The organism is Paenibacillus sp. 1-18 (assembly GCF_000520755.1).
Classification (GTDB): Bacteria; Bacillota; Bacilli; order Paenibacillales; family Paenibacillaceae; genus Paenibacillus; species Paenibacillus brasilensis.
In genome coordinates this window covers 1-24,053 of the sequence record NZ_ASSB01000119.1, presented here as the reverse complement: position 1 = coordinate 24,053, position 24,053 = coordinate 1, and the positions used below count along the sequence as shown (strand labels likewise).

The following is a 24,053-nucleotide window of genomic DNA, read 5'->3' as shown; positions in this document are numbered from 1 at the left end:
CAGCAGCCGCAACTAATCCCGCTAGGGTCGTAGAGACTGTAAAAGCACCCTCACCTATATTCCGGAGCCCTCAATTTTCGCCAGACAAGGTAGAGCCTCAGGAGGAGAAGGAAAAAGGAACAGGAACGATGGACATTGCTGTCATCGGGATATCCGGGAAATATCCAGGGGCTGAAAATCTTCAGGAATTCTGGAGAAATCTCCAGGAGAGCAAGGACTGCATTACTGAAATTCCAAAAGAACGTTGGGAGCACAATCTTTATTTTGACGAGGAGCGGAACAAGCCGGGGAAAACATACTGCAAATGGGGCGGGTTTATGGAACGAATAAACCTGTCGGAGCCGGCATTCTTTCATCTCACCCCCTATGAGGTAAGTTTAATGGACCCCATGGAGCAGCTTTTTCTGGAAACTATCTGGAATTTGCTTGAAAGTGCAGGATATACGCGAGAGGTATTGCAGAAGAAACACCAGAACAAGGTTGGCGTCTACATTGGCGCTACGTATCATAAATACTGCTCCTGTGATACAGAGCCAGACTTTGCCCAACGGGTAACATCCTTTGGGTCCGTTGCAGTCGCTAACCCCATGTCGCATTATTTCAATTTCCAGGGACCTAGCATATCCGTTGATACAATGAGCTCTTCTTCCGCTGTAGCTGTCCATATGGCATGTGAAAGCTTGGTAAGGGGAGAGTGTCAAATAGCGGTAGCTGGCGGGGGGAATCTATTGACCAGCCCCAAAAAGTATATTGAATCCAGTCAAAATCAGTTGATTGGAAGTCATCAAGATAGCAGAAGTTTTGCGGATGGAGACGGGTATCTTCCGGCAGAAGGGGTTGGAGCTGTACTTTTAAAGCCGCTTCAAAAGGCAGTACAGGATGGAGATTGCATTTTAGCGGTTATTAAATCAACGGCAACCAATCACGGGGGACATAGCAATGGGTATACGATCCCTAACCCCAATGCGCAGACGCAATTAGTCGAAGAAAACTTTTTGAAAGCCGGCATTAACCCTCGGACGATCAGTTATGTGGAGGCTGCGGCAAATGGGTCTACGTTGGGAGATCCTATTGAGCTGGTCGCTTTGAATAAAGCATTCCAGAAATTCACGAACGAGCAGCGCTTTTGCGCCATTGGCTCAGTCAAATCCAATATAGGCCATGCAGAAGCGGCTTCGGGGATATCACAGCTAACCAAGGTCATATTGCAATTGTGGCATCGAAAACTGGTTCCTACAATTAAAGCCGAGAAGCTAAACCCCAATATCAATTTCAGTAATACTCCATTTTATTTGCAGCGGGAGGTTCAGGAATGGGAGCGGCCTGTCATAGAGATCCAAGGGGAAGAGCGGGAATACCCGTTGCGGGCAACCGTAAGCTCCTTTGGTGCAGGAGGCTCTAATGTGCATTTCATTCTGGAAGAATATATCTCTTCGCAAAAAGACAGCATTCATTCACGAGTGGCAGATCATACCGAAGTGGTGGTCCTCTCGGATATAAACCGGGAGAGACTGATAGCGCTTGCCAAACAATTGCTGGAATATCTGGAGCAGCAGAGCGATGACTCCTTACAGGATATTGCTTTTACACTTCAGACAGGCCGTGAAGCAATGACATGCCGGGCGGCAATCATAGCGAGTACGCGGGAGGAGCTGCTCACTGGCCTTAGGGAGCTTCTCGAATTAGCCGATAGCGGCCACGAACCCGAAGGGGCGTCTATTCCTTTATTTATAGGAGAAAGCAGAGAAGACTCAAAGACGAGTGCGCTTCTTTCAGGGAAAATAGGAGAGACCATTTCCCAGTTACTGTTAGAAGAGGGAAACATGGGAAATATAGCGATATATTGGACCCAGGGGGGCAGGATTTCATGGGAGGCACTCCACAAGGATAAAAATGTCCGCAGAATACCTTTACCGACAGCCCTGTTTTAAACACCAATGGGAAACCGATCACTGTCAGCTGAAACAACACAAAATATTCCGGAGGTAAATCATGAGGGAGTTTAAAGATAAGATAGCCGTAGTTACGGGAGCTGCTAGCGGGATTGGCCGCGCTATTGCGGACCGATGTGTAAATGAGGGCATGAAGGTCGTCCTCGCGGATATTGAGGAGGAGGCCCTTCTAAGGGCCGAAAAACAATTGAAAGACATGGGCGCAGTTACACTATCCGTGGTGACGGATATTTCCAAAGAAGCTGATATTCGTGCATTAGCGCAAAAGACGGTTCAGACTTTTGGCGCTGTGCATTTATTGTTCAACAATGCAGGAGTGGATGCCGGCACTGGCTGCTTATTGTGGGAAAATACGGTGGCAGACTGGCAGTGGGTAATAAACGTGAACATTTGGGGGATTCTTTTTGCAACTGAAATTTTTGTTCCTATTATGCTGAAACAGAAAACCGCATGTCATATTGTGAATACAGCATCCATTGCCGGTCTGTTGTCCGGTCCCGGAAATGGAATATATAGCGCGTCAAAACATGCCGTTTTAAGCCTGTCTGAAACTCTATACCAAGAACTCAGACTGACAGGTTCCAATGTGGGAGTTTCAGTTGTCTGCCCAGGGTTCGTCCGCACCCAAATTATGGATGCCGAGCGAAACCGCCCGACGGGGCTGAGTAAACCGGGCGGAAATCTTCCCCCTGAACGGCAAGTCATTAATCAATTAGCTCGCAAGGCCGTCGAGAATGGAATACTTCCAGAGGAGGTCGCAGATCAGATTTTTACGGGAATCCAAAAAGGGCAGCTATATATCATAACAGAGCCGAAATTCAAACCTGTAATAAAACAACACATGGAGAATATCCTCAACGAAATTAATCCCACACCGTCCCAAATGCAGGTAGTCCGCAATTTACTGTAAAATATTCATTAAAAAGGGTTTTATTGCATGTATCTCGATAAAAAGGTTTATGGGGGATTAGAATGGACAGTTCTGTGGTTTTTATGTTTTCAGGCCAGGGCTCACAATACTACGGCATGGGAAAAGAATTATACAGGTTAAATTCTGTTTTCCGAAAATGGATGACCAGGCTAGATGAGATTCATACGGATATTACAGGCAGGTCTGTATTAAAAGTGCTGTACGACGACACCCGTCAGAGGGGAGACGTGTTCGACAGCCTATTATATACTCACCCTGCAATTTTCATGGTGGAGTATGCCCTCACACAGGTGTTGCTGGAAAGGGGCATTTATCCCGATTATGTTTTGGGTTCCAGCCTCGGTGAGTTTGCCTCTGCTGCTGCGGCTGGCTGTATGAGCTATGAGGACACTCTTCAATGTATTGTCAAGCAAGCACAAATGGTGGAAACCTATTGTCCGAAGGGTGGCATGCTGGCCGTAATTGGCGACCTCAGTCTATACGACCAAATACCCGTATTGAATGCCAACTCAGAGTTAGCGTCGATTAACTATGACTCGCATTTCGTCGTTTCCGGCAGTTGTGAGGGCCTGGAAGAGATTGAACACTGCTTGACAGCAAATGAGATTATATGTCAAAGACTTCCGGTCCAGTTTGCTTTTCACTCTTCCTTAATTGACCCTATAGCCTTGGAATATACAGCGTTTTTAAAGCTTAAGACCGTAAAGACCCCGGCAATAAAGGTTGTCTCATCCATGTACGGCGGGAAGGCGGCTTCTCTTGACAACCGTTTTTTTTGGAATGTCGCTAGAACGCCTATCCATTTTCGGAGCGCTCTAAACGATCTGGGAGACGGGGACGGGGTTGTTTATATTGACCTTGGGCCCTCAGGCACTCTTGCTAATTTTGTGAAGTACCATTTTGGCAGCAAGAAAAAGGCAAGCATTTGTTCCATACTTTCACCTTTTCAAAATGATGTGAAAAATTTGGATCGCCTATTTGAAATATTCGACTAATATGCATTCACTACGAATAAGGAGGACACAAATGATCGCATATCTGTTTCCTGGACAAGGTGCTCAAGCTAAAGGCATGGGGGAAGAACTGTTTGACGAATTTCAGGATTTGGTTACAAAAGCGGATGCTATTCTTGGTTATTCCATTAAGAAGCTGTGCCTTGAGGATCCTGCCAATCAATTGGGACAAACGGATTATACCCAACCGGCACTATTTGTCGTAAACGCTTTGAGTTATCTGAACAAATTAAAAGAGACTGGAAGAAAACCCGATTATGTTGCAGGACATAGCCTGGGTGAATACAATGCCTTATTTGCCGCAGAAGCATTTGACTTTGAAACCGGCTTAAAGCTGGTTAAAAAAAGAGGAGAGCTGATGGTTAAGGCTACCGGTGGTGGAATGGCAGCGGTCATAGGCTTGAAGGAAGAAGTATTTAGAGAAGTTATCGAGAAAAATAATTTAATGGAGATTGATGTTGCCAACTTTAATTCGCCAAGTCAGATTGTCATCTCAGGACCAAAGGACATGATTGAGCAGGCGCAGCCTATTTTTGAGGATGCAGGAGCCACAAACTATGTGGTTTTAAATGTAAGCGGAGCATTTCATTCCAGGTATTTGGAAGATGCCAGACAGAGATTTGAGGCCTATGCGTCGCAATTCGAGTTTTCGAAATTAAAAATACCGGTTATTTCAAATATCTATGCCAGACCCTACAAGCAGCAGGAGGCAAGAAGTACGCTGATCAACCAGATCGTAAGTCCGGTCAAGTGGTCGGAAAGTATAAGATATATGATGGGTAAAAATGTAACCCAGTTTCTCCAGGTCGGGCCTGGAAAAGTCATAACAGGATTGGTTAATGCCATACAACGAGAAGCAGAACCGCTGGTGGTGAGGGAGGATGAAGAACGCAACGAGCAGGTACAGGAAGTAAAGTCGGAGAATAGTATATCCTGCCAACGATTTACTGCGGAGTCTCTTGGTCATAGCGAATTCAAGCAATATTATGGACTTAAATATGCGTATCTTATAGGCTCCATGTATAAGGGAATATCATCAAAAGAGATGGTCGTAAAAGCAGGAAAGGCAGGGATGATGGGATTCTTTGGAGCAGGGGGAGTGAAGTTAGGGACCCTTGAGGAAGCAATAAAGTATATTCAGAAAGAATTGAACCCTGGCGAAGCCTATGGAATGAATCTTATTCATGTTCCCGATCACCTGGAGGTAGAAGATAACATCGTTGATTTGTACATAAAATACGGTGTTAGAAATATTGAAGCCTCTGCGTTTATGAGTATAACGCCTTCTTTGGTAAGGTACAGGCTGAAAGGTCTGAGACGAAATGAAAAGGGGATCGTAACACCGCAGAACAGGATTATTGCTAAAGTATCAAGACCCGAGGTTGTTGAGGCCTTCTTGAGCCCTGCGCCTCAGAATATCGTAAATAAACTGCTGGAGGAACATAGGATAAGCCGGGATGAGGCTCGAATGGCGATGGAAATTCCTATGGTAGACGATCTGTGCGTCGAAGCTGATTCAGGCGGGCATACGGATCATGCGGTCGCATATGTACTGGTTCCGGTCATGCTCAAAATGAGAGATGAAGCGATACTTAAGTATAAATACAGTACAAGCATAAGAGTGGGGGCAGCCGGGGGGATAGGAACACCACAAGCAGCTGCGGCAGCGTTTATACTGGGTGCTGATTTTATCATGACGGGTTCCATTAACCAGTGTACGGTTGAAGCGGGGACAAGTGATGATGTCAAGGATTTGCTCCAGCAGTTAAACATACAGGATACAGACTACGCCCCGGCAGGGGATATGTTTGAAATGGGAGCAAAAATTCAGGTTATGAAAAAAGGAGTCTTTTTCCCGGCCAGGGCGAATAAATTATACGATCTATACCGCAATTATAATTCCATAGATGAAATTGATGGCGAAACCAAAAAATATATTGAAGAAAAGTATTTTAAGAAGAGCATTGAACAGGTATACGAAGATATTAAAGCTTATTACCCTGCTGAGGTCATTGAAAAAGCTGAAAGAATTCCCAAACGTAAGATGGCGTTGATATTTAGATGGTACTTTATTTATTCTACACGACTTGCAATGAATGGAGACAAAAACAGTAAGGTTGATTATCAGGTACACTGCGGACCAGCCCTTGGTGCGTTTAACCAGTGGGTTAAGGGAACGGTCCTTGAGGATTGGAAGAACAGGCATGTAGATGAAATAGGACAAAAAATAATGGTTGAAACTGCAAAATACCTGAATGAAAGGTATAAAGCTTTAACTATAATGTGAGGGACTAGCTATTTTGAGACATGATTTTTGAAGGTTAAGAGAATAACGGGCATAAAATATTGTATAAGGTGATTGATTTGAATTTTTTAGAGATTCAGACACCCATCCTGACAAGTTCATCTCCAGAGGGGGCCAGAGACTATTTAGTTCCTAGCAGAGTGCATCCAGGCAAATTTTATGCCTTGCCTCAAGCCCCTCAACAATTTAAACAATTATTAATGGTTTCAGGCTTTGATAAATATTTCCAATTTGCTCCGTGCTTTAGAGATGAGGATGCAAGGGCAGACAGATCACCCGGCGAGTTTTATCAGTTGGATTTGGAAATGGCTTTCGCGACACAGGAAGATGTTTTTAATGTAGTTGAAAATATGCTATATGAAGTTTTTTCTGAATTTACAAATTTTAAAATCCCAAAGCCTTTTAGTAGAATTCCATATAAAGAAGCTATGCTCAAATATGGAAGCGATAAACCTGATTTAAGAAATCCGCTAACCATCCAAGATGTTACAGAACTGTTTGAAGAGACTGAGTTTAAGGTATTTAAAAATAAAACGATAAGAGTTATTGCTGTTCCTGGTTGTGGAGCACAGCCAAGAAGCTTTTATGACGATATGGTAAACTTTGCTGTTGAAGCTGGAGCAAAAGGGCTTTCATGGATTAAGTTCAATGATGACATGTCTCTTAGCGGCTCTATTGCAAAATTTATTTCTGAAGGGGTAAAAAACGAATTAATACATGTAACGCAAGCTAGCCCAGGACATGCATTGTTTTTTGCAGCTGATCAACTTAAAAATGTCGAAAAAATAGCCGGTGCTGTTCGAAATGAATTAGGCAAAAGACTGGATTTGCTGGAAAAGGAACTGTTAAAATTTTGCTGGATCGTTGATTTCCCTATGTTTGAACTGGACCCTGATACTCATAATATAGGTTTCAGCCATAATCCTTTTTTGATGCCGCAGGGTGGTATGGATGCGCTGCTGAATATGAACCCTCTTGATATTCTTGCGTACCAATATGATATTGTATGTAATGGGATTGAACTGTTCTCGGGTGCTGTCCGTAACGATGATACGGAGATTATGGTAAAAGCTTTTGAGATCGCTGGTTATACATATGGGGATATCAAGAGTAAATTTCCTACACTCTTTAATGCTTTCCAATTTGGGCCACCGCCTCATGCGGGCATAGCACCTGGTATCGACAGGATTGTTATGATCATTGCCAATGAATCGAATATTCGAGAGGTTATTGCTTTTCCGATGAGCAGCAAAGCGCAGGATATATTAATGGGAGCGCCTTCGGAGGTCACGGACAAACAATTAAGAGATGTTCATATAACATTGGCAGTTCCGCAGCCGCAACCAGAATAAATAAACAGAATAAACAGATTATACTGTACCGGTTCTTGGTCTCTTGTAAAAAGTCGTAAGCTTTCACGAAAGCGAGAACTTACGACTTTTTTTATTTGAAAAATTCAATGTCTTTACTTGCGAAAATCCTATTATAGGCTATATAAGTGTGTCACCAACCTATAAAATAAAGATAAGAAGAATCTTCATCGTTGAATAGGAGATGACAATACATGAAACCCTGTGAAACTTTGATCATTTCATATGAAAGCGGATACAATATTCAAGCTGGTGGAAGTGTACCAGCTGCCCACGCCTGGAGAATGATTGCGCGAGATCATGAGCAAGTTTTGGGAAAAAGCCGTTACAAACAGAGGATGAGGCCTCGATCATGATCCGTTATGCGGAGGAAGAGGAGGATGCCCACTATGGAGCTGGGTGCAGAGATGTTTTTGCGCGCTTTTCCGGGGAAACAGGCCAGCTACCAAAAGCATCCCGAGTTGTTTGAGCAGCTATGGCAGGAAGCGATTGAAAGGCAGAAGGGGGAGAAAATTGTATGGGTATTGTCTTTTCGTGGACAGGGAGACAAGCCTTTTTGGGAAAATGATCCTTCCTTTCGAACCATCTTACGCAATTTCCCTCCTCTGCCGAGCTGATTGTTGACGAATTAACGACAGCATTTACCGTAGGAGCAGACGAGTATCTGTTGGTCAATTCGGGTAATATTTTACCGCATTTATATACTCTGGATTTGGCAGCAAATTTATGGACGTATGGTAACGTGGATGTTAAAGAGCATCTTGCTGACTTTATCGGGCAGCTATACAGTCGTCAGCAGCAAGAGATTTGCCAATTATACCGGGATTATTCCCGTTGTACTATCGTTTATGGCCCGCATAAGGATGATCGGGCTGGGGAGGAATTCTATCACCATCCAGCTCGGCAAATTATGGGCTTTTGGCTGCAAGGCAAAGAAGGCAGTGACGAACGGCTGTGCTGGACTGCTGGAGAAAAACCTTTTGCTGAACAGGTACGCTAGTTCAAGGAAAAAGCCGAGTTGGCTATTCCCGGCTGGGTTGAACTGCGAGAGCGGTGTCTATAAATGATGAAGCAATTGCCTGAAGATGAATATCGCAGACTATATAATCAGCTTCTTGTACAGATTGAATTGTATCTAAGTGGTTGCCGCGGGCTGGCCCATCTCTGCATCGCTTACGGGTTATTTCCTGAAGAAGACTATCCACGAGCATTTATACAAGCTTCGCATGCCGTTTGGAGCTACCAGACGGGTAAAGAAGCGCTTTCGCTCTCGGAGACTTGGAAGATGGGAGCATTTCTACCGGGCGGGGATTGGTTGACTAGTCTCGATAGCACCATTTTTCATGCGGACACAGTGCGGAGATTTCTCCGAATGCAGGGAGATAGTCCTGATATGTTCCTGTGGTACAAACAATATATCATGCCGGAAACTGAAAGACATATCTACCTGGAGAATACGCATCGTAAGCCGCTACTCGATGATGAATTGGCACGCTTCTTGGAAAAGGTCCTTTTCATGAAGTGACTCCAGCAGACTCCAGTTCGTTTGGACGCCATTGATTATAATAAGGGGACACAGGCCAGCGCACTGTTTACCCATGTTAGGGATATGCATGATACGCCGAAGCTTTTATTTGGGCGAATTTAAGCTTTCAGTTACTTGACATCAATATCATTAATGCTATAATGAGGAAATCGAATTTAGACCCTGCGGTAACTAACTATCGTAAGAATACTTTTCTGGTCCTTCGGCATAGAAACCCAAGTAACGAATAAATAAGCTGGCTCCGGATGAGGGGTCAGCTTATTTTTTTGGATAAAAAGCTTGCAATTTGAGAGATCTACATAGCGAGAGGAGACAGGAGTTATGTTTGGGAATGATTGGGATGATGTATTACGGGAAGAGGTCGAAAAGCCTTACTTTAATGAATTAAGATACACATTAGCCCGTGAGTACAAGATACACAAAGTATATCCCCCGAAAGAAGATTTATTTTCAGCACTCAAATTAACGCCATATCATCTTACCAAAGCAGTTATACTGGGTCAGGACCCCTATCATGGAGAGGGACAAGCTCACGGCTTGAGCTTTTCCGTTAGACCAGGTGTGCGCACGCCGCCGTCACTACAAAATATTTACAAAGAGATGCGCGATGATATTGGCACTCCTATTCCGAATCAGGGCTACCTCGTTCCTTGGGCTGAGCAGGGCGTGCTGCTGCTGAACAATGTGCTGACCGTACGTGAAGGACAACCGCAGTCTCATCAGGGAATAGGTTGGGAACGTTTCACGGACGCTGTGATTGAAGCGATTAATGAACGTGAGCAGCCCGCAGTGTTTATTTTGTGGGGCAGCCATGCTCAGAAAAAAGCAAGCTTCGTAAATACCAGCAAGCATTTGGTGCTGAAATCCGTCCATCCAAGCCCATTGGCGGCTCACAGAGGCTTTTTTGGCAGCAAACCTTTTTCGCGTACCAATGCATTTTTGCAGGAGCATGGAATGGAACCGATTCGGTGGGAGATTCCTAACCGCTAGCACTGGAGGTGGGGACATGCGTCAGTGGAAGGGACGTCAGGTCATCTTATATCATGGCAACAACGGTCATACCCAGAAGGTGCGCGGGACGCTCGAAAAATGGGATGATACACGCAAGTGCGTTATTTTAGGCCCGAAAATGTTGGCTATTCCTTTTGAAAATATTGCGTATATTTCCATGCTTCCTCCCGGACGTGAGCGCCGAAGCCGCCACCCGGCCAAGCTGAACTCTTTTGGCTACATAATGAGCGTTCCATTGCAGTTTGATAATGCCATTCATTTTCAATCAGCAGTTACGGTTTGGCAAGATGACCAGCTGATTGCTTACAATATTAAGTTGGTTAGTCATACAGATCACGATGTTGTGCTTGAAGATGGACAAACCTTGTCAAAGGAAGGGCATTTGTTCGTGGTGAGGTCGCTGCGCGGAGAGCTTTAACTGTAATAATTCACCTTTTTTTCGTTTAAGGGTTCAAATTAATTGGCTGTTTACCGATAAAAGGTAATGGGCTTGTTAATAATACCCTATTTATAAAGATGAAACCAAAGGGAGAGAAACGAATGGAACGCATGAAACGTATGAGCAAACGGAGTACCTTCTTACTAGCTTTGCTGATGTTTGTATTCGCGGCATGGCCAGCAGGTTTGATCCGGGCTGAGGAGAGCACGTCATACACGGTCCAGTGGGATAGTCAAAATCCGACCACAGTAAATTTGGGCGGGAACCCTGCCCAATTAAAAGTGTGGCTTGTGACAGCGTCCAGCAAAAGGGATGTAACTCAAGATGCTGAATGGATCTCCGGGGACTCTAGTATTCTAAAGGTAGAAAAGGGACTCATTACCCCGGTATCGAAAGGGCAGGTCAAAGTTACCGCCACACATGAAAATCGGACGGTAACGACGACAATTACAGTAAAATCGCCTTACACTAAGCTGCAATTAAATCCTTCAGGTCCCATCAATCTGACGATTGGCGGAGAATCGAAGCAATTGACTGCTCAAGGAGTGCTCACCGGAGGCGGGACGGAAAATGTGTCCGACGTGGAATGGACGTCTTCGAATTCCACTGTTGCTACAGTAGAAAATGGACTTGTACGTCCACTTGCCAAAGGCGTAGCCTACATTAAAGCGAGCAATGATGGACTTAAAGCACAAATAATGGTGTATGTACGTTCTTCCTCCCAGGCATTTACATTGAGTGCGTCCGGTTCCAAATCGGTCTTTATGGGAAGCTCCCCAATTCAGGTCAATGCAACCGATGTAAGCCTGACGGGTAGCAAAACCGATGTAACCAATACGGCAGAATGGACTTCGTCCAATCCGCTGGTTGCGACAGTGGAGCAGGGTAAAATCACTCCGATGGATGCAGGGAATTCGACGATTACAGCGTCCTATCACGGTTTGAGCAAAACTTTGAAGATTAACGTACTGCCGACTGTTGAAAAGCTGGTATCGAGCAAAGCCAACCTGGCTCTCGAAACCGGTGGCCAAACTTCTCTTCCGACGATATCTGCTTATTTGGTCAATGGGACTAAAAAAGCAGTTCAATCCGATGTGAAATGGAGTTTAAGCAGTGAAAGTGCAGTCAAAATAGCAAATGGCAAGCTGGTTGCAGTGAACCCAGGTAGTGCAACATTGACAGCCACCGTAGGTGCAATCAAGCTGGATATTCCGGTGACCGTGCAATACAAAGTGCTCAAGCTGACGGCTTCTGAGAAAAAGTATGTCCTGGTTGCAGGACAAGAAGCGAGTATTCCGACAGTAAAAGCCCACATGGCTGGTGGCGCAACACTTGATGTTACGAATCAGGTAAGCTGGGAAGCTACAACAGCCGCAGTTACAGTAGGAAATGGTAAAGTGAAAGCGGTAAGTGGTGGCAACTCAGGGATCAAGGCAATATATATGAATAAATTCATAAAGGTGCCTGTCATTGTGGAAGGAGCTATTTCTGCATTGACCCCAAGCTTTACGAGTGCTGAGATGAATTTGAAAGAGAGCAAGTCCATCAAAGTCATCGGCATATATACAGATGGTAAAAAAGCTACGCTGAGCAGCAAAGTAAAATGGACTACATCGAATAATTCCGTAGCGATCGTAAAAGGGTCATCTATTAATGCGGTTGGAATTGGAACAGCAACCATTACAGGGACATACCAAGACAAGTTGTTTAACGTAGAGATCAAGGTGACGCCTAAGCTGCTCAAGCTGGTTTTGAGCAACAAGAACCTGGAGCTCCCTAAAGGTTCCTCTCAAGTGCTTGGCGTAAATGCAGTTTATGATTCAGGGACAATGACCAATGTGACAAGCTCAGCGGTGTGGACATCTTCCAAGCCGTCGATTGTACAGGTAACAGGCGGACAGGTGAAGGCAATATCTAGCGGAAGCTCCAGTATCAAAGTGGTCTATGGTGGCAAGACTGTTTCGACATTTGCCAGAGTGCTAAAATAATTTTCGAGCTTTGTCCTATCGACTTATAAAAAAGTAACCCCCGGTCCCAATGACCGGGGGTTACTTTTTAAATTACTCTACGCCGTCCTGATAATGGTTTTTCCAATGCTTATCGCCTCTGTGGGCGAAGTCTTCAACCGTCTTTTCCAAAGTAGCTACCAATTGGGCTTTAATCTCGGAAATCGTATCGCGGAACAGTCTTTCTTCCGTACCATTGATTTTCTCACCATATAAAGCCTGAGCGGCTACAAATTGACGATGCTGCTCCACAAAATTATCAATCGAATGCAGTGCATGCTCCACATATTGCGAGATGCTATGATGCTCGTTAGGTAGTTGCAATTTTAATTCCTGTACTCTATTTAACAATGCCATGATGATCACCTCGTACGTTTTATTGTGTAAATAATTATATATTATTTTCGGAAAAACTTCATTAAATTTTGATTAAAATGTGATTTTTATTATGTCATGATTGCATTTTCATTGGTGATCAGGCATAATTTTCGGAATTATTGCAAACTACCTTTGCGCTGTGATTTTAAATTTTAAAATATATAATATGAAGATGATGCTGTGAAGCGGACTGCGACAGGTATCTTTCTGGCATGTTATAATGTTGAAAAGCCAGTCGGAAAGGTTGTCAGTATGGTATGAAGCTTTTTAAAGGTTTATTTTGGGGAGTATTAATTAGTCTTCTCCTGTGGTGTGCCTTGTTTGGGCTTATCCGCTGGATATTACATTGAGTCGTTTGTTTTATCTTAAACAATAACTCGTGCGACAGTATCGACGTCCTGAACTGAAATCGTATATACGTGTTCGCCATCGTAAAGCTTGAATCGTTGGTCGTCTTCTGGGTCAGACAGAAGCTTGGGCCAGCCAATTACGGTACTTCCATTGTGTAACCGGATTACAACAGCTTGCATGTGGCTCACGGCCAGTTTGATCTCATCGTTCATCTGTACAGCCTCCTCTCTATACTATTTGTCGTCGAATATTCAATCTTTGTTTATAGTCCGTAAGGGGTTACGAAAAATAAAATCCAGGGATTCCTTGGGTGAAGGGATCCACTGGAATAGCTTGAAGGGAAGAGGGAAATTGAAGAAAAAGTTGTTAAGTTTTATATACGTAGTACTATTGGCAGCGGGCGCGTATTGGTTTAGAGGAGCCGATCTCCTTACGAAAACAACAGAGGAAAATACGTCCTCATCGGCGCAGTTTACGCTGCACTTTCCGACAGATCGTTATCCTGAAACAGCACAGCATATCAAGGAAGCGATTCAGACGGGAAAATCATCGGTGTGCACTATTGATCGTGAAGGAGCAGAGCAAAATCGCAAGCAGTCGCTTGCAGGAGTTCCTGCTCGCAAAGGATACGATCGAGATGAATGGCCGATGGCGATGTGTTCAGAGGGTGGCAAAGGTGCAAATGTCAAATACATAGCTCCTAAGGATAACCGTGGGGCAGGGTCATGGGTAAGTCATCAATTGGATGAGTACGAAGATGGAACTCGCGTAAAATTCGTCGTGAAATAGTCGTAATGTAGTAGGCTTACTTTTTTTTCCCCTTAGGAGGTTCCTGCTTGGCCTTAACCAACGCCAAAAAATCAAAAAAATCACCTAGTGTAGTGAAGCCGGCGCCTAAAATAGCCAGATCTTCAGCAGATAGTTGATTGAACCATTCCATTTGCTTAGCGTCAAACATTTTATCACCGCCAACCGTTGATACTGTATAGTATGTAATGACAGCGGGGAAGGTCAGGGCTCAAGCATACTCTTTAGTATGCCTGTTTTCGTGCAGAGGATGTGTATATCACTTGTTTAAATTTAATTTTTATACGAAAATTGTCTCCATCGTTATCGTATTGTTGATTCCTGTATTAATCCTGTATGTCTACTCAAATCAGATGACGACAGGCGTGTTGCGTAACGAACTGAATCAGTCTAACTATAATCAACTGACTTTTTTTCAAAATCAAGTGAATACGAATATTGAAATGATATCCTCCTGGCCGCATCTACTGATTCAATTTGCTGGTTCGTGATGGAGCACGTGTACCTGATGCCCAAATGAAGGCTTTGTTAAGCTTGGCTGACGGGGGAGAAGCGAAGACCCGTCTGGAGAAGGATGTATTGGTTAATCACGGAAAAGATACTCCTGCGGCTGCCAAGGTGTTAATGGAGCAGAAAGACATCTCCATGAAGGATCAGTTCACGGGACCTACTACGCCAACGATGAAGGCCAAAAAGGACTATCTGGATAAGATTGAAAACCAGACCTTCAATGAAATTATTTATGGCAAACAGCTGATTTCGGCTTTTGATCCCTTCGTACAGACATGGAAAAATGCCGAAGGGATCAAATTACAAAAGAAGTGAACGAATGGTATAAGAGCACTGAAAAGTAAACACAGTTGAAACTGATAGACACGCTGTCCCAAACGGGCAGCCTTTTTCATACAAGCCACCAGATAAATTGGAAATGAGTGTGTTATCTTTATGGTTGCAAGCTATGATTTTATTCGCCTGACGAGACTGAAAATTGAATGCTTTTGTGCTATATATGTTGTTTTTTTGAACTGTTGGGATCGCAGGAACGCTTCTATAATTGAAGTATACCATGAGAGTTACAGGAGGAACTGCAATGAGAAGTCTGCAACGTACGTAACCATTTCATATCATGCTGCTGCCAGCCATCATTTTTTTAATTGTATTTAGCTACATTCCAATGGGCGGCATTGTGATGGCCTTTCAAAATTACAAACCTTGGCTGGGTATAACCGGTTCCGAGTGGGTTGGACTGGATAATTTCCGCTTCTTGTTCCAGCGGGAGGACAGCCTTCAAGTCGTCTGGAATACGCTAATTATCACGGTACTAAAGATGTTTTTCAATCTGCTTGTTCCATTTGTTTTCGCTATTCTGCTGAATGAAGTTCGCAAGGTCGCACTTCAGCGATCCATTCAGACATTGGTTTACCTGGCCGCACTTTCTGTCGTGGGTAATCTTGGGCGGAATTCTGGTGGACCTGTTGGCTACAGATGGTTTTATGAACCGGATTCTTGGGAGTTTTGGAATCCAGCCCATCTTTTTTTTGGGAGACAATAACTGGTTTCGCATTACGGTGATCGTATCAGATATATGGAAGGAGTTTGGCTACAACACCATCGTTTTTCTGGCCGCACTGGCATGGATCAATCCTTCGTTGTATGAAGCAGCAGAGATGGACGAGGCAAGCCGCTGGAGACAAACGCAGCATATTACAGTGCCTTCACTAATTCCGATGGTGGTAGTTATTGGGTACACTTGCACTGGGCAATGTACTGAATGCCGGCTTCGATCAGATTTTCAACCTTTACAACCCGCTTGTATACCAAAAAGGCGATATTATTGATACGTTCGTCTATCGGACAGCGTTAATTAACGGGGAGATGGGCTTTGCTACCGCCATCGGATTGTTTAAATCTGTGATCAGTATGATTCTCATTCTGGTTTCCTATCGACTTGCATACAAATGGGCAGGCTACCGCATATTTTGATTCCACAAGGCTGAAAGAGGGAGAGTCATGTATCATAAAACAACGGCATACCGCATCTTCAATGTGTTTAATATTTGTTTGCTTGTATTTTTATCCATCATGTGTATCGTTCCGCTGATTCATGTATTGGCGGTATCATTTAGCGCCAAATCAGCAGCAGAAGCCAATCTGGTTGGACTGTGACCGGTGCAATTTTCATTAGAAGCCTACAAGAAGACGATGAATAATCCTATTTCTCTGCACTCTATCTGGATTTCTGTTCTTCGGACCGTACTGGGAACTGGCTTGACGCTGCTAATTACTTTCTTGGCTGCTTATCCACTTTCAAAAGAAGCATCTGTATTCCGTAGCCGAAATGTATATTCATGGCTGTTCGTATTCAGTATGATTTTTAACGGTGGTCTGGTTCCATTTTATATGGTTATACAAAAGATTCATCTCATGGACAGCTTTTGGGTACTTGTTTTGCCGGGAGCGGTTAATACATTTCTCGTAATCCTCATGTTGAACTTTTTTAGAGGAATACCCAAAGAGATGGAAGAGGCTGCACTGATTGACGGGGCAGGCCATTTGGCGACATTCCTGCAAACGGTAATCATTCAGAAGGACATGAGCTCCATGAGTATGAGCCCCAAAGAGATGGAATTGCTTTCACAAACAACAGTGAATGCACCGCAAATTTTTATTGGTGCTGCGCCTATTCTCATTGTATATCCATTTTTACAGAATCGGGCTGTCTCTGTATCCATCTCCTTCCGACTGGCAGGGTAAGGTGGAGCAGACGATTACTAATGCCAATAGCCTCATTGCAAAGTACGGTAAAGGTATTGTCATCAGTGAAATCGGGATGGATTATAATGAACCCGAAGCTTCCAAGGCATTTATTTCCTCTATCAAAACGAAGGTTCGGAACATCGGAGGCGGCAAAGGAGCAGGGGTGTTTTATTGGGAGCCGGCTGCAACCCCGGGTTACAATAAGGGCTACAACAAGGGTGCTTGGCAGGCTGACGGAAAGCCTACCTCAGCGCTGGAAGGATTTTTAAACTAAAACTAATCTGGAACTGATTACAGTAATGCCAAAGAACCTCTAATTCTGCATGTTATGCAGAATAGAGGTTCTTGATTGTTATCTGTGACTTATGGATAAAGGCTATCAGTTTAGGCTTTTCGGTCGACTTTGAAGAATGAAATAAGCTCCTCCAGCTCGCGAGACATCGACGACAGCTTGTCGGAGGCATTCACGATGGAAGCCATGGACTGGGCTTGTTCTCCGATCGTATGTTCAATTTGTTTGCTGCTGTCCGATGTTTTGCTGATCGTGGACGATAACTCGTCAGAGGTTGCTGTCATTTCCTGTGTGCTGGCTGAAATCTGTTCCGTTGCACTGGAAACCTCCTGAATTTGTGACGATACTTTATTGGCGGCACTTAAAATCTCTGAGAACATTTCACCTGTCTGTTTGGTTACCTCCAGTCCGATTTGGACCTCCTTCGAGCCGAGGCTGACACCTTCTACGGTTTGCTCAATTTCTTTTTGAATTTCCTCAATCAGCTCGGCAATTTGTCTGGCAGACTCTTGGGATTGTTCAGCCAAATTGCGTACTTCTCCTGCGACGACAGCAAAGCCCTTACCTTCTTCACCAACTCTGGCAGCTTCAATAGAGGCATTCAGTGCAAGCAGATTGGTTTGGCTGGCGATGCCAGTGATGATGTTTACGATGTTGCTGATTTCGTTGGAACGGCTTTGCAGTGCATTAATGGAGACAAAGGTTTTCTCCATTGAGCTGGAAATGGAAGCCATTTGAGCAGAAACCCTTTGCACAACCTGATTACCTTCAACAGAGCGTTTCTCCATAGAGTAAGCTTCATCTGCCACGGAAGAGGAGCTTCCGGCAATCGTCTGAACGACCGTAGACATTTCATTCATGGCCCTGGAGCTTTCAATTGCAGCATGGGTTTGTGCTTCAATTCCTTGGGAAATCTCTTTCATATTGTTGTTAATGACGTTCGTATTTGTACTGTTTTGCTCACTAATACTTAGTAATTCCTGAGCTGATTCCGTAACTTCCTGCGTCGTATCCTGTACTTTTACCATTGTATCGTTAATGCGCTTGATCATGGTATTAAACTTTTGATTGATGATGCCAAGGTCATCCAGACCTGTCTTGATTTCTACATTCAGATTCCCCTCGCTGACTTCCTCAATGCCCTTCATCAGGCTGCGAATCGGGGAGAGGGTGCGTTTAACCAGCAAATATTGAATCGTTAAGAAGATAGCAAGGAACAGAATGAGCAGGGATACACCATATACAATGAGCTTATGAAGTCCAGCAGGTACAGAGCTCGCGTCTACGTCAAAGTAAATGGCACTTGTGATTTTTCCGCTTTCATCTGTAATCGGGTAAACAATGGTAGTCCATATTCCAAAATCGTCAGAGTAAAAGTTGCTCAACGCCGATTGTTTGGATTCAAGCATTTTATTTACAGCTTTTACATTCGCGTCCGGAAGGGTGTACATATCTCCTATATTCAGCTTTGAGTCCTGGAAAGATTTAACTAAGTTTGTGGGAATGCTAATCACGGAGGTTTGATTTCCTTCATTTAATTCTGTGCCAAATATGTAAGCTTGGGCAACATTAGGATAAAATGTGTGAATAGAATCGAGAAATTTGCGTAGATCCTGTTGAGCAGAACCGTTATAATCTTTTTCACTCAATGCTTGTTGTATTTTTGCTTTGTCAACATCATGTGCCCATTTTTTGGTCAGCACTTTAACCTGATCTTGCAACTGGGTGGTCAGAATATTCTCTTGAAGAATATAGCTGGATGTGATGAGAATAGCACCTATTAATACGATGTTGATAAAAGAAATTAATAGATTCTTACCAAAAAAGGACATAGTGCTCCACTTCAAGTTTTTCACGTGTTTCTTCTCCTTTGTTTTTATATTTTAATGCTTCGGTACATCTATCCCTTATATATTTCGTCAATTACCTTTCTAGATGTTAGCTATTTATTAAAGTTGGAGTATATTGACTGCTTATTGATAAACGACAAAGGTTATTTCTTCGATTGAAATGAAAAAAATGGATAATAAGGGAAACGGGATCGTATGGGAAAATTAATAAAAATAACAAGCGGCGGCCACCATTGATGAAGCTGTGAGGCCGCCGCTTGTCGGTAAAACGGAGTGTTATGCTATTTTCCAATCATAATATATTAAAAATATAGTTGAATTGCTTTATTGTTTGGACAATATTTAAAAAATAAGATAAATGATAGCAAACGGATGCCCAGATCATTATGTTTAACCTGCATCTCGCTGAGAGCTATAAAGTTCCTGTCATTATACAAGAAGTGAAATGAGCAGCGGGAGTGAAATAAGCGATAATACTGAGCTAATGACAAAAGAAGATGCTGCTTCCGTTTCCAGTGTTTCATATCGGGTAGCGATCATAGCGGCAACTGCTGAGCCGGGAAAAGCGACAAGCAGTACAGCCTTGGTTACATCTTCATGGGATAGTCCTACCAGAACAGCAATACCCAACATAACAACAGGCATCACGATGGCTTTCAGCACTGCAATGCTAAGGGCTTTTGGACTGAATGTAATCTTTTTGATCCCGATGGTTACCCCGATGGCAAACAGAGCTGTACCGGCAGTAATATTGCCGATTTGATCAAACATTGATTGCAGTAGCTTTGGAGCTTGAAATCCGCATAGAGTAAGCACGACACCGATCAAAGGCACACAGGCAAGCGGTTCACTGAGTCCATGAAGGACTGACTTCATAGTGACTTTAAATAAGTGGCCTTTAGTTTCGTCTGATTCTGTTGTTTTGCGTTGGCCGACCGTTCCCAAAATACTTGCAAGCGGATCGAGAATTGCATTAACGACAATACCGGTAATTGCAATCGGGATAGCGACTGCCGCGCTTCCGAACAAGCTTCCCAGAACCGGAATCCCCATGAATGCAAACGAGGGCTGTGTTGAATTCAATGCGAACATGGAGGATTCAGTCAAGCCTTTTTTGGCGAATAAGCGATATACTACGAGCAATACAATATAAAAACCGATTATACCAAGAAGCAGAGTGACAAGAAAGGGGCACTTTTGAATCAACGTTTCTCTTGGTGTCGTCGTAATACCAATAAACAAGTGTGCAGGTAGAGCAAATTTGGTCACTAATGTATTTAATCCTTTCGAAGAAGCGGGGTTAAACGCCTTAAACAATCCTGCCAAATAACCAATTAAAATGACAAAGAAAATAGGAATTAAGATAATAAAGATATGACCTGTAGCCACAATGTCGCCTCCAATGAAGATGTCCGCCAAAAATGGCGGACATCAGTTAAATAATCACTTTGCTTGTATGCAAGTACAACTTGATGCTGTTCGCTATTCTTTAAACCAAGACGGCTCCCTGACCATATTGTTTGATGGGTTTATAATTGCAGTTCCACATCGCATCCCGAACCGCTTGCGCGATATCATCCGGCTGATGACGTGCTACTCCATCCTGAACTGCAGCTTTAGCTACAGCTATGGCTACAGCTTCAGATACTTCTCGCAGTTCGCTGATTTTTGGAAGCAGGGCAGCTCCAGGCTGTGACAAATCAACCATTTCAGCTACTGCATGAGCAGCAGCGGCAAACATGCTGTCTGTAATGATTTTCGATTTTACTACGATTGCGCCAAGACCAAGACCCGGGAATACGAAAGCATTGTTGGATTGTCCGATTTCATACTTGATATTGTTGTAGATTACCGGCTCAAAAGGACTTCCCGTGGCAATAAGTGCTTTTCCTTCAGTCCAGCGGATCAAGTCTTGCGGGGTTGCTTCAGCCAGCGGAGTCGGATTGGACATAGGCATAATAATTGGACGTTCGGTATGCTTGGCCATTTCTTTCACGATTTCCTCACTAAATGCCCCGGCAACACCGGAGGTACCAATCATAATCGTCGGTTTCACACGGCGAACGACCTCCAGCAGAGGGATTTTACCATCTTCAGCATGTTCCCAGTCACGGCATTCATCGGCATCTCGTACATAAGGAACTTGGAACGGGAAAAGTCCCTCCGTTTCATTGGTAAGCAGGCCGCGGTAATCATAAGCCCAGAAGTTGCGTTTGGCTTCGGTTTCAGACAGTCCTTCCAGCATCATGGCTGCACTAATTTGATCTGCATTACCGATACCGGCAGCGCCTGGACCAAAGACTAAAACTCGATGCTTGCTCAGCGGGATTCCAGACAATTGAACACCGGACATCACACCTGCGAGTGTAACCGCGCCAGTACCTTGAATATCATCATTGAATGTCAAAATACGGCTTCCATATTTGTTGATAATGTTGCGCGCATTAACATTACCTAAATCTTCCCAGTGCAACAATGCATTCGGGAAATAAGAGAGCGCAGTTTGAACATACGTGTCAATAAATTGGTCATATTGCTCTCCGCGAACACGTTTATGACGGTTCCCCATATATAGTGGATCTTCCAGCAGTTTTTCGTTGTTTGTACCTGCATCAAGAACAACTGCCAGTACCCGGCTGGGGTCAATTCCCGCAGCGGCTGTATAAACAGCAAGCTTACCGATGGAGATGTTAATTCCCCCGACTCCCCAGTCACCAATACCCAAAATACTTTCGGAATCTGTGGCGACGATGAGATCGATATCATCAGGTTCCAGGTTCAAGTTTTTAAAAGCTTCATTAATTCCTGCGAGATTATCAATAGATAAATACATGCCACCGGGTTTGTGATATTCATGGCTGTATTCCTGTATAGCCTGACCAACCGTTGGCGTATAAACAATTGGAAGCATTTCGCTTAGATGCTCGGAGAGCAAACGATAGTACAGGACGGTATTTCGATTAAACAGATCATTTAACGCAACGTTTTTGCGTAAATTGTCCGGTTGGCTCTGGAATTGCTCATATACCCGTTGAACCTGCTCCTCAATGGTTAATATGGTAGGAGGGAGCAGGCCGTCAAGTCCAAGCTGTTGCCGTTCCTCAAGAGTAAAAGCCACTCCCTTATTCAGCAACGGATTGGCGAGCAGATCTTTTCCTGTTAATTTGGTTTCAATAGATCCGTCTTCAGTAAGATGAAAAGCACGCATTCTGATTCCTTCTTTCTAAAAAATTACATTTCGTTACACCTTGAACATTGCGTGAACAAGTATACGCCTTATTTTAGACCAAGTGAACAAGTATGTTGTGTGAAAAATGGTTATATAAGTGTTTTCATATGAAAAATTATGAAAATAGAAACGTTTTTCTTTGATTTTCATATGAAACATTCATTTAATTTTCATGATATTTTCGGTAAATTTTTATTAAATGTGATTTTTTTCATTGCATTATGATAAAATAAAAAAGCTTTAACTTCAATTTTATATCATTGAAGTTAAAGCTTATGGGTTGAACTGAAAAAAGGGTAGCTTTATTGGACATCAACCTTTAATTCGCCGAGACGACGGGTGGCTTCATCATTAACTGGAGCAGGAGGGCTCATCCAGCTGTTGCGCCATTTAAGCTGCATGATGATGACGAGAGCAAAGGCACAGAAGGTGATCAGACTCAGACAGATAAAGCCCGGCATATAGGAACCTGTTAATTTGTACAGATTGCCGAGAATTAAAGGAAGTAAGTACCCGCCAATACCACCCGCAGCGCCAATAATGCCGGTCATGAGTCCTATTTCGTTTCCAAACCGCTGCGGCACGAGCTGGAATACAGAACCGTTGCCAGCGCCAAGACACATCATGCCTACAAAAAGCAGCACTACGACCAGGGCAAGCGGCGGTAGAAATGCAATGCCTGCGAGCATGATCCCGGCTCCAGCATATAAAACCATTAACATGCGCGAACCCCCGATCCGGTCTGACAAAAAGCCGCCTACAGGACGAAAGAAGCTCCCGGCAATCACACAAACGGTTGCAAAATCAGCAGCATGCACAGCAGAGAGACCGTATTGGGTGTTAAAGAAAATGGTCAAATAATTAGAAAGTCCAACGAATCCGCCGAACGTCACGCAGTAAAAAGCACAGAACACCCATGCATCTCTTTGTTTAAGCACCGAAGCGTACTGCGACAGACGTTTGGGTGCAGGGCGGTTAGGGCTGTTACGGGCAAAAATACTGAATAAAATGAAGACGATGAAGATTGGAATGATGGCCAATCCGAAAACGACCTCCCAACTGCCAAAAAACTGTGCGATACGGTTGGCAAACAAGGTCGCCAGAACGGTGCCGCTATTACCAGCACCAGCAATTCCCATAGCCAAGCCTTGATGCTCTTTCGGATACCATTGACTGGCTAAGGGTAGCGCAGCTGCAAATGAGGCTCCAGCTACACCCAGCAGCAGAGCGACAATGTACAACTGCTCTAGCGAGTCAACCCACATCCAGCCGAGCAGGAGAGGAATGAATGTCACAAGCATACCGATTTGTCCGGTGCGCTTTGGACCGATATAATCTGACATGAAGCCAAGTACGAGCCGGAGCAGGGAACCGCCCAGTACCGGAAGAGCGACAAGGTTGGCTTTTTGTAAAGGGTCCATTGGGTAGTCGTTAGCAATGACAACGGACAGTGGGCCAATCATCCCCCATATCATAAAGCTGATATCAAAATACAGGAAGGCGCCAAATAGCGTGGGCTTGTGTCCGCTTCGCCAGAAACTTTTTTTGTTCATTCTCCATCTCTCCTGTTCCTATTTTGTTCTTGGTCTATAAAAGTTAATGTTGAACATGAAAAGCCGCAAATCTTCCCTACATGGTGCCTCGGGATGATTTGCGGCTTCATTGCCGTAGTTGACACACCTCATTGTGCGCCAATCAGGTATGATCACGTTCGGGTGATTTTAATCCAGATTATAAAAAATGATTTCTATAATGTCAATATATATAACGCAAAAGATAGAAATGACGGATTGTAATATGAAGTGCGACACCTGCT

At 43.9% G+C, this 24,053-nt stretch carries 19 protein-coding genes and 5 pseudogenes; 17 read left to right on the top strand and 7 right to left on the bottom strand.

Annotation, left to right across the window (positions count from 1 at the left end):
- From L693_RS0107800 to L693_RS0107745, 11 genes are all read left to right on the top strand, one after another.
- Nucleotides 1–1,931: type I polyketide synthase (locus tag L693_RS0107800; RefSeq protein WP_197029848.1), on the top strand; the 1,931-nt coding region annotated here is incomplete at its 5' end.
- 61 nt (nt 1,932–1,992) lie between these two features.
- On the top strand, nt 1,993–2,862 hold the full coding sequence (locus L693_RS0107795; protein WP_025716783.1) for an SDR family NAD(P)-dependent oxidoreductase: 870 nt from the start codon (nt 1,993–1,995) through the stop codon (nt 2,860–2,862).
- Between the two features lie 62 nt (nt 2,863–2,924).
- Nucleotides 2,925–3,878, top strand: a complete 954-nt coding sequence (locus L693_RS0107790) for an acyltransferase domain-containing protein (protein ID WP_025716782.1) — start codon at nt 2,925–2,927, stop codon at nt 3,876–3,878.
- A 31-nt stretch (nt 3,879–3,909) separates the two neighbouring features.
- Nucleotides 3,910–6,183, top strand: coding sequence for an ACP S-malonyltransferase (gene fabD, locus L693_RS0107785; protein WP_025716781.1), 2,274 nt, complete (start codon nt 3,910–3,912; stop codon nt 6,181–6,183).
- A 77-nt stretch (nt 6,184–6,260) separates the two neighbouring features.
- The gene (aspS, locus tag L693_RS0107780; RefSeq protein WP_231503557.1) at nt 6,261–7,553 is read left to right on the top strand and encodes an aspartate--tRNA ligase; all 1,293 of its coding nucleotides are present in this window, start codon (nt 6,261–6,263) and stop codon (nt 7,551–7,553) included.
- A 407-nt stretch (nt 7,554–7,960) separates the two neighbouring features.
- Nucleotides 7,961–8,188 (top strand): glycosyl hydrolase 115 family protein, encoded by a 228-nt coding sequence (locus tag L693_RS31185; protein WP_025716780.1) that lies wholly within the window; start codon nt 7,961–7,963, stop codon nt 8,186–8,188.
- Nucleotides 8,185–8,571 carry a glycosyl hydrolase 115 family protein gene (locus tag L693_RS31180; RefSeq protein ID WP_331281073.1) on the top strand — a complete coding sequence of 129 codons (387 nt, stop codon included), beginning with the start codon at nt 8,185–8,187 and terminating at the stop codon, nt 8,569–8,571. The genes L693_RS31185 and L693_RS31180 overlap by 4 nt, the downstream gene beginning before the upstream one ends.
- Before the next feature lie 63 nt (nt 8,572–8,634).
- Nucleotides 8,635–9,096, top strand: coding sequence for a hypothetical protein (locus L693_RS31175; protein ID WP_025716778.1), 462 nt, complete (start codon nt 8,635–8,637; stop codon nt 9,094–9,096).
- Between the two features lie 342 nt (nt 9,097–9,438).
- Nucleotides 9,439–10,107, top strand: coding sequence for a uracil-DNA glycosylase (locus L693_RS0107755; protein ID WP_025716777.1), 669 nt, complete (start codon nt 9,439–9,441; stop codon nt 10,105–10,107).
- Between the two features lie 16 nt (nt 10,108–10,123).
- Nucleotides 10,124–10,546 (top strand): hypothetical protein, encoded by a 423-nt coding sequence (locus L693_RS0107750; RefSeq protein WP_025716776.1) that lies wholly within the window; start codon nt 10,124–10,126, stop codon nt 10,544–10,546.
- 122 nt (nt 10,547–10,668) lie between these two features.
- Nucleotides 10,669–12,555 (top strand): Ig-like domain-containing protein, encoded by a 1,887-nt coding sequence (locus L693_RS0107745; protein WP_025716775.1) that lies wholly within the window; start codon nt 10,669–10,671, stop codon nt 12,553–12,555.
- A 72-nt stretch (nt 12,556–12,627) separates the two neighbouring features.
- Here L693_RS0107745 and L693_RS0107740 read toward each other — a convergent pair whose 3' ends face one another.
- Both L693_RS0107740 and L693_RS0107735 read right to left on the bottom strand, forming a co-directional pair.
- The gene (locus L693_RS0107740) at nt 12,628–12,930 is read right to left on the bottom strand and encodes a hypothetical protein (RefSeq protein ID WP_007431081.1); all 303 of its coding nucleotides are present in this window, start codon (nt 12,928–12,930) and stop codon (nt 12,628–12,630) included.
- Nucleotides 12,931–13,316: 386 nt separating this feature from the next.
- Nucleotides 13,317–13,514, bottom strand: a complete 198-nt coding sequence (locus L693_RS0107735) for a hypothetical protein (RefSeq protein ID WP_025716774.1) — start codon at nt 13,512–13,514, stop codon at nt 13,317–13,319.
- Between the two features lie 139 nt (nt 13,515–13,653).
- Here L693_RS0107735 and L693_RS0107730 point away from each other — a divergent pair, with 139 nt between their 5' ends.
- Nucleotides 13,654–14,091 (top strand): NucA/NucB deoxyribonuclease domain-containing protein, encoded by a 438-nt coding sequence (locus tag L693_RS0107730; RefSeq protein ID WP_025716773.1) that lies wholly within the window; start codon nt 13,654–13,656, stop codon nt 14,089–14,091.
- Between the two features lie 16 nt (nt 14,092–14,107).
- Here the strand turns inward: L693_RS0107730 and L693_RS30505 are convergent, their stop codons facing one another.
- Entirely contained in the window at nt 14,108–14,260 is a 153-nt protein-coding gene (locus L693_RS30505; RefSeq protein ID WP_167518619.1) for a hypothetical protein, read from the bottom strand.
- A 112-nt stretch (nt 14,261–14,372) separates the two neighbouring features.
- Here L693_RS30505 and L693_RS0107720 point away from each other — a divergent pair.
- The 5 pseudogenes from L693_RS0107720 to L693_RS0107695 form a co-directional block, all read left to right on the top strand.
- Nucleotides 14,373–14,582: pseudogene (locus L693_RS0107720) on the top strand (two-component sensor histidine kinase); the annotation flags it as partial.
- A gap of 4 nt (nt 14,583–14,586) precedes the next feature.
- Nucleotides 14,587–14,963, top strand: a pseudogene (locus L693_RS0107715) (sugar ABC transporter); the annotation flags it as partial.
- Between the two features lie 272 nt (nt 14,964–15,235).
- Nucleotides 15,236–16,092 (top strand): annotated as a pseudogene (locus L693_RS27825) (ABC transporter permease).
- Between the two features lie 27 nt (nt 16,093–16,119).
- Nucleotides 16,120–16,863: pseudogene (locus L693_RS0107700) on the top strand (carbohydrate ABC transporter permease).
- Nucleotides 16,811–17,140 (top strand): annotated as a pseudogene (locus L693_RS0107695) (glycosyl hydrolase 53 family protein); the annotation flags it as partial. The pseudogenes L693_RS0107700 and L693_RS0107695, both read left to right, overlap by 53 nt.
- 110 nt (nt 17,141–17,250) lie before the next feature.
- Here L693_RS0107695 and L693_RS0107690 read toward each other — a convergent pair.
- From L693_RS0107690 to L693_RS0107675, 4 genes are all read right to left on the bottom strand, one after another.
- A complete protein-coding gene (locus L693_RS0107690; protein ID WP_025716767.1) occupies nt 17,251–19,014 on the bottom strand; it encodes a methyl-accepting chemotaxis protein in 1,764 nt (587 codons plus the stop codon).
- 423 nt (nt 19,015–19,437) lie between these two features.
- Nucleotides 19,438–20,397 (bottom strand): AEC family transporter, encoded by a 960-nt coding sequence (locus L693_RS0107685; protein ID WP_025716766.1) that lies wholly within the window; start codon nt 20,395–20,397, stop codon nt 19,438–19,440.
- A 100-nt stretch (nt 20,398–20,497) separates the two neighbouring features.
- Nucleotides 20,498–22,216 carry an NAD-dependent malic enzyme gene (locus L693_RS0107680; protein WP_025716765.1) on the bottom strand — a complete coding sequence of 573 codons (1,719 nt, stop codon included), beginning with the start codon at nt 22,214–22,216 and terminating at the stop codon, nt 20,498–20,500.
- A 323-nt stretch (nt 22,217–22,539) separates the two neighbouring features.
- Nucleotides 22,540–23,790, bottom strand: a complete 1,251-nt coding sequence (locus L693_RS0107675) for a nitrate/nitrite transporter (protein WP_025716764.1) — start codon at nt 23,788–23,790, stop codon at nt 22,540–22,542.
- Nucleotides 23,791–24,053: the final 263 nt, after the last annotated feature.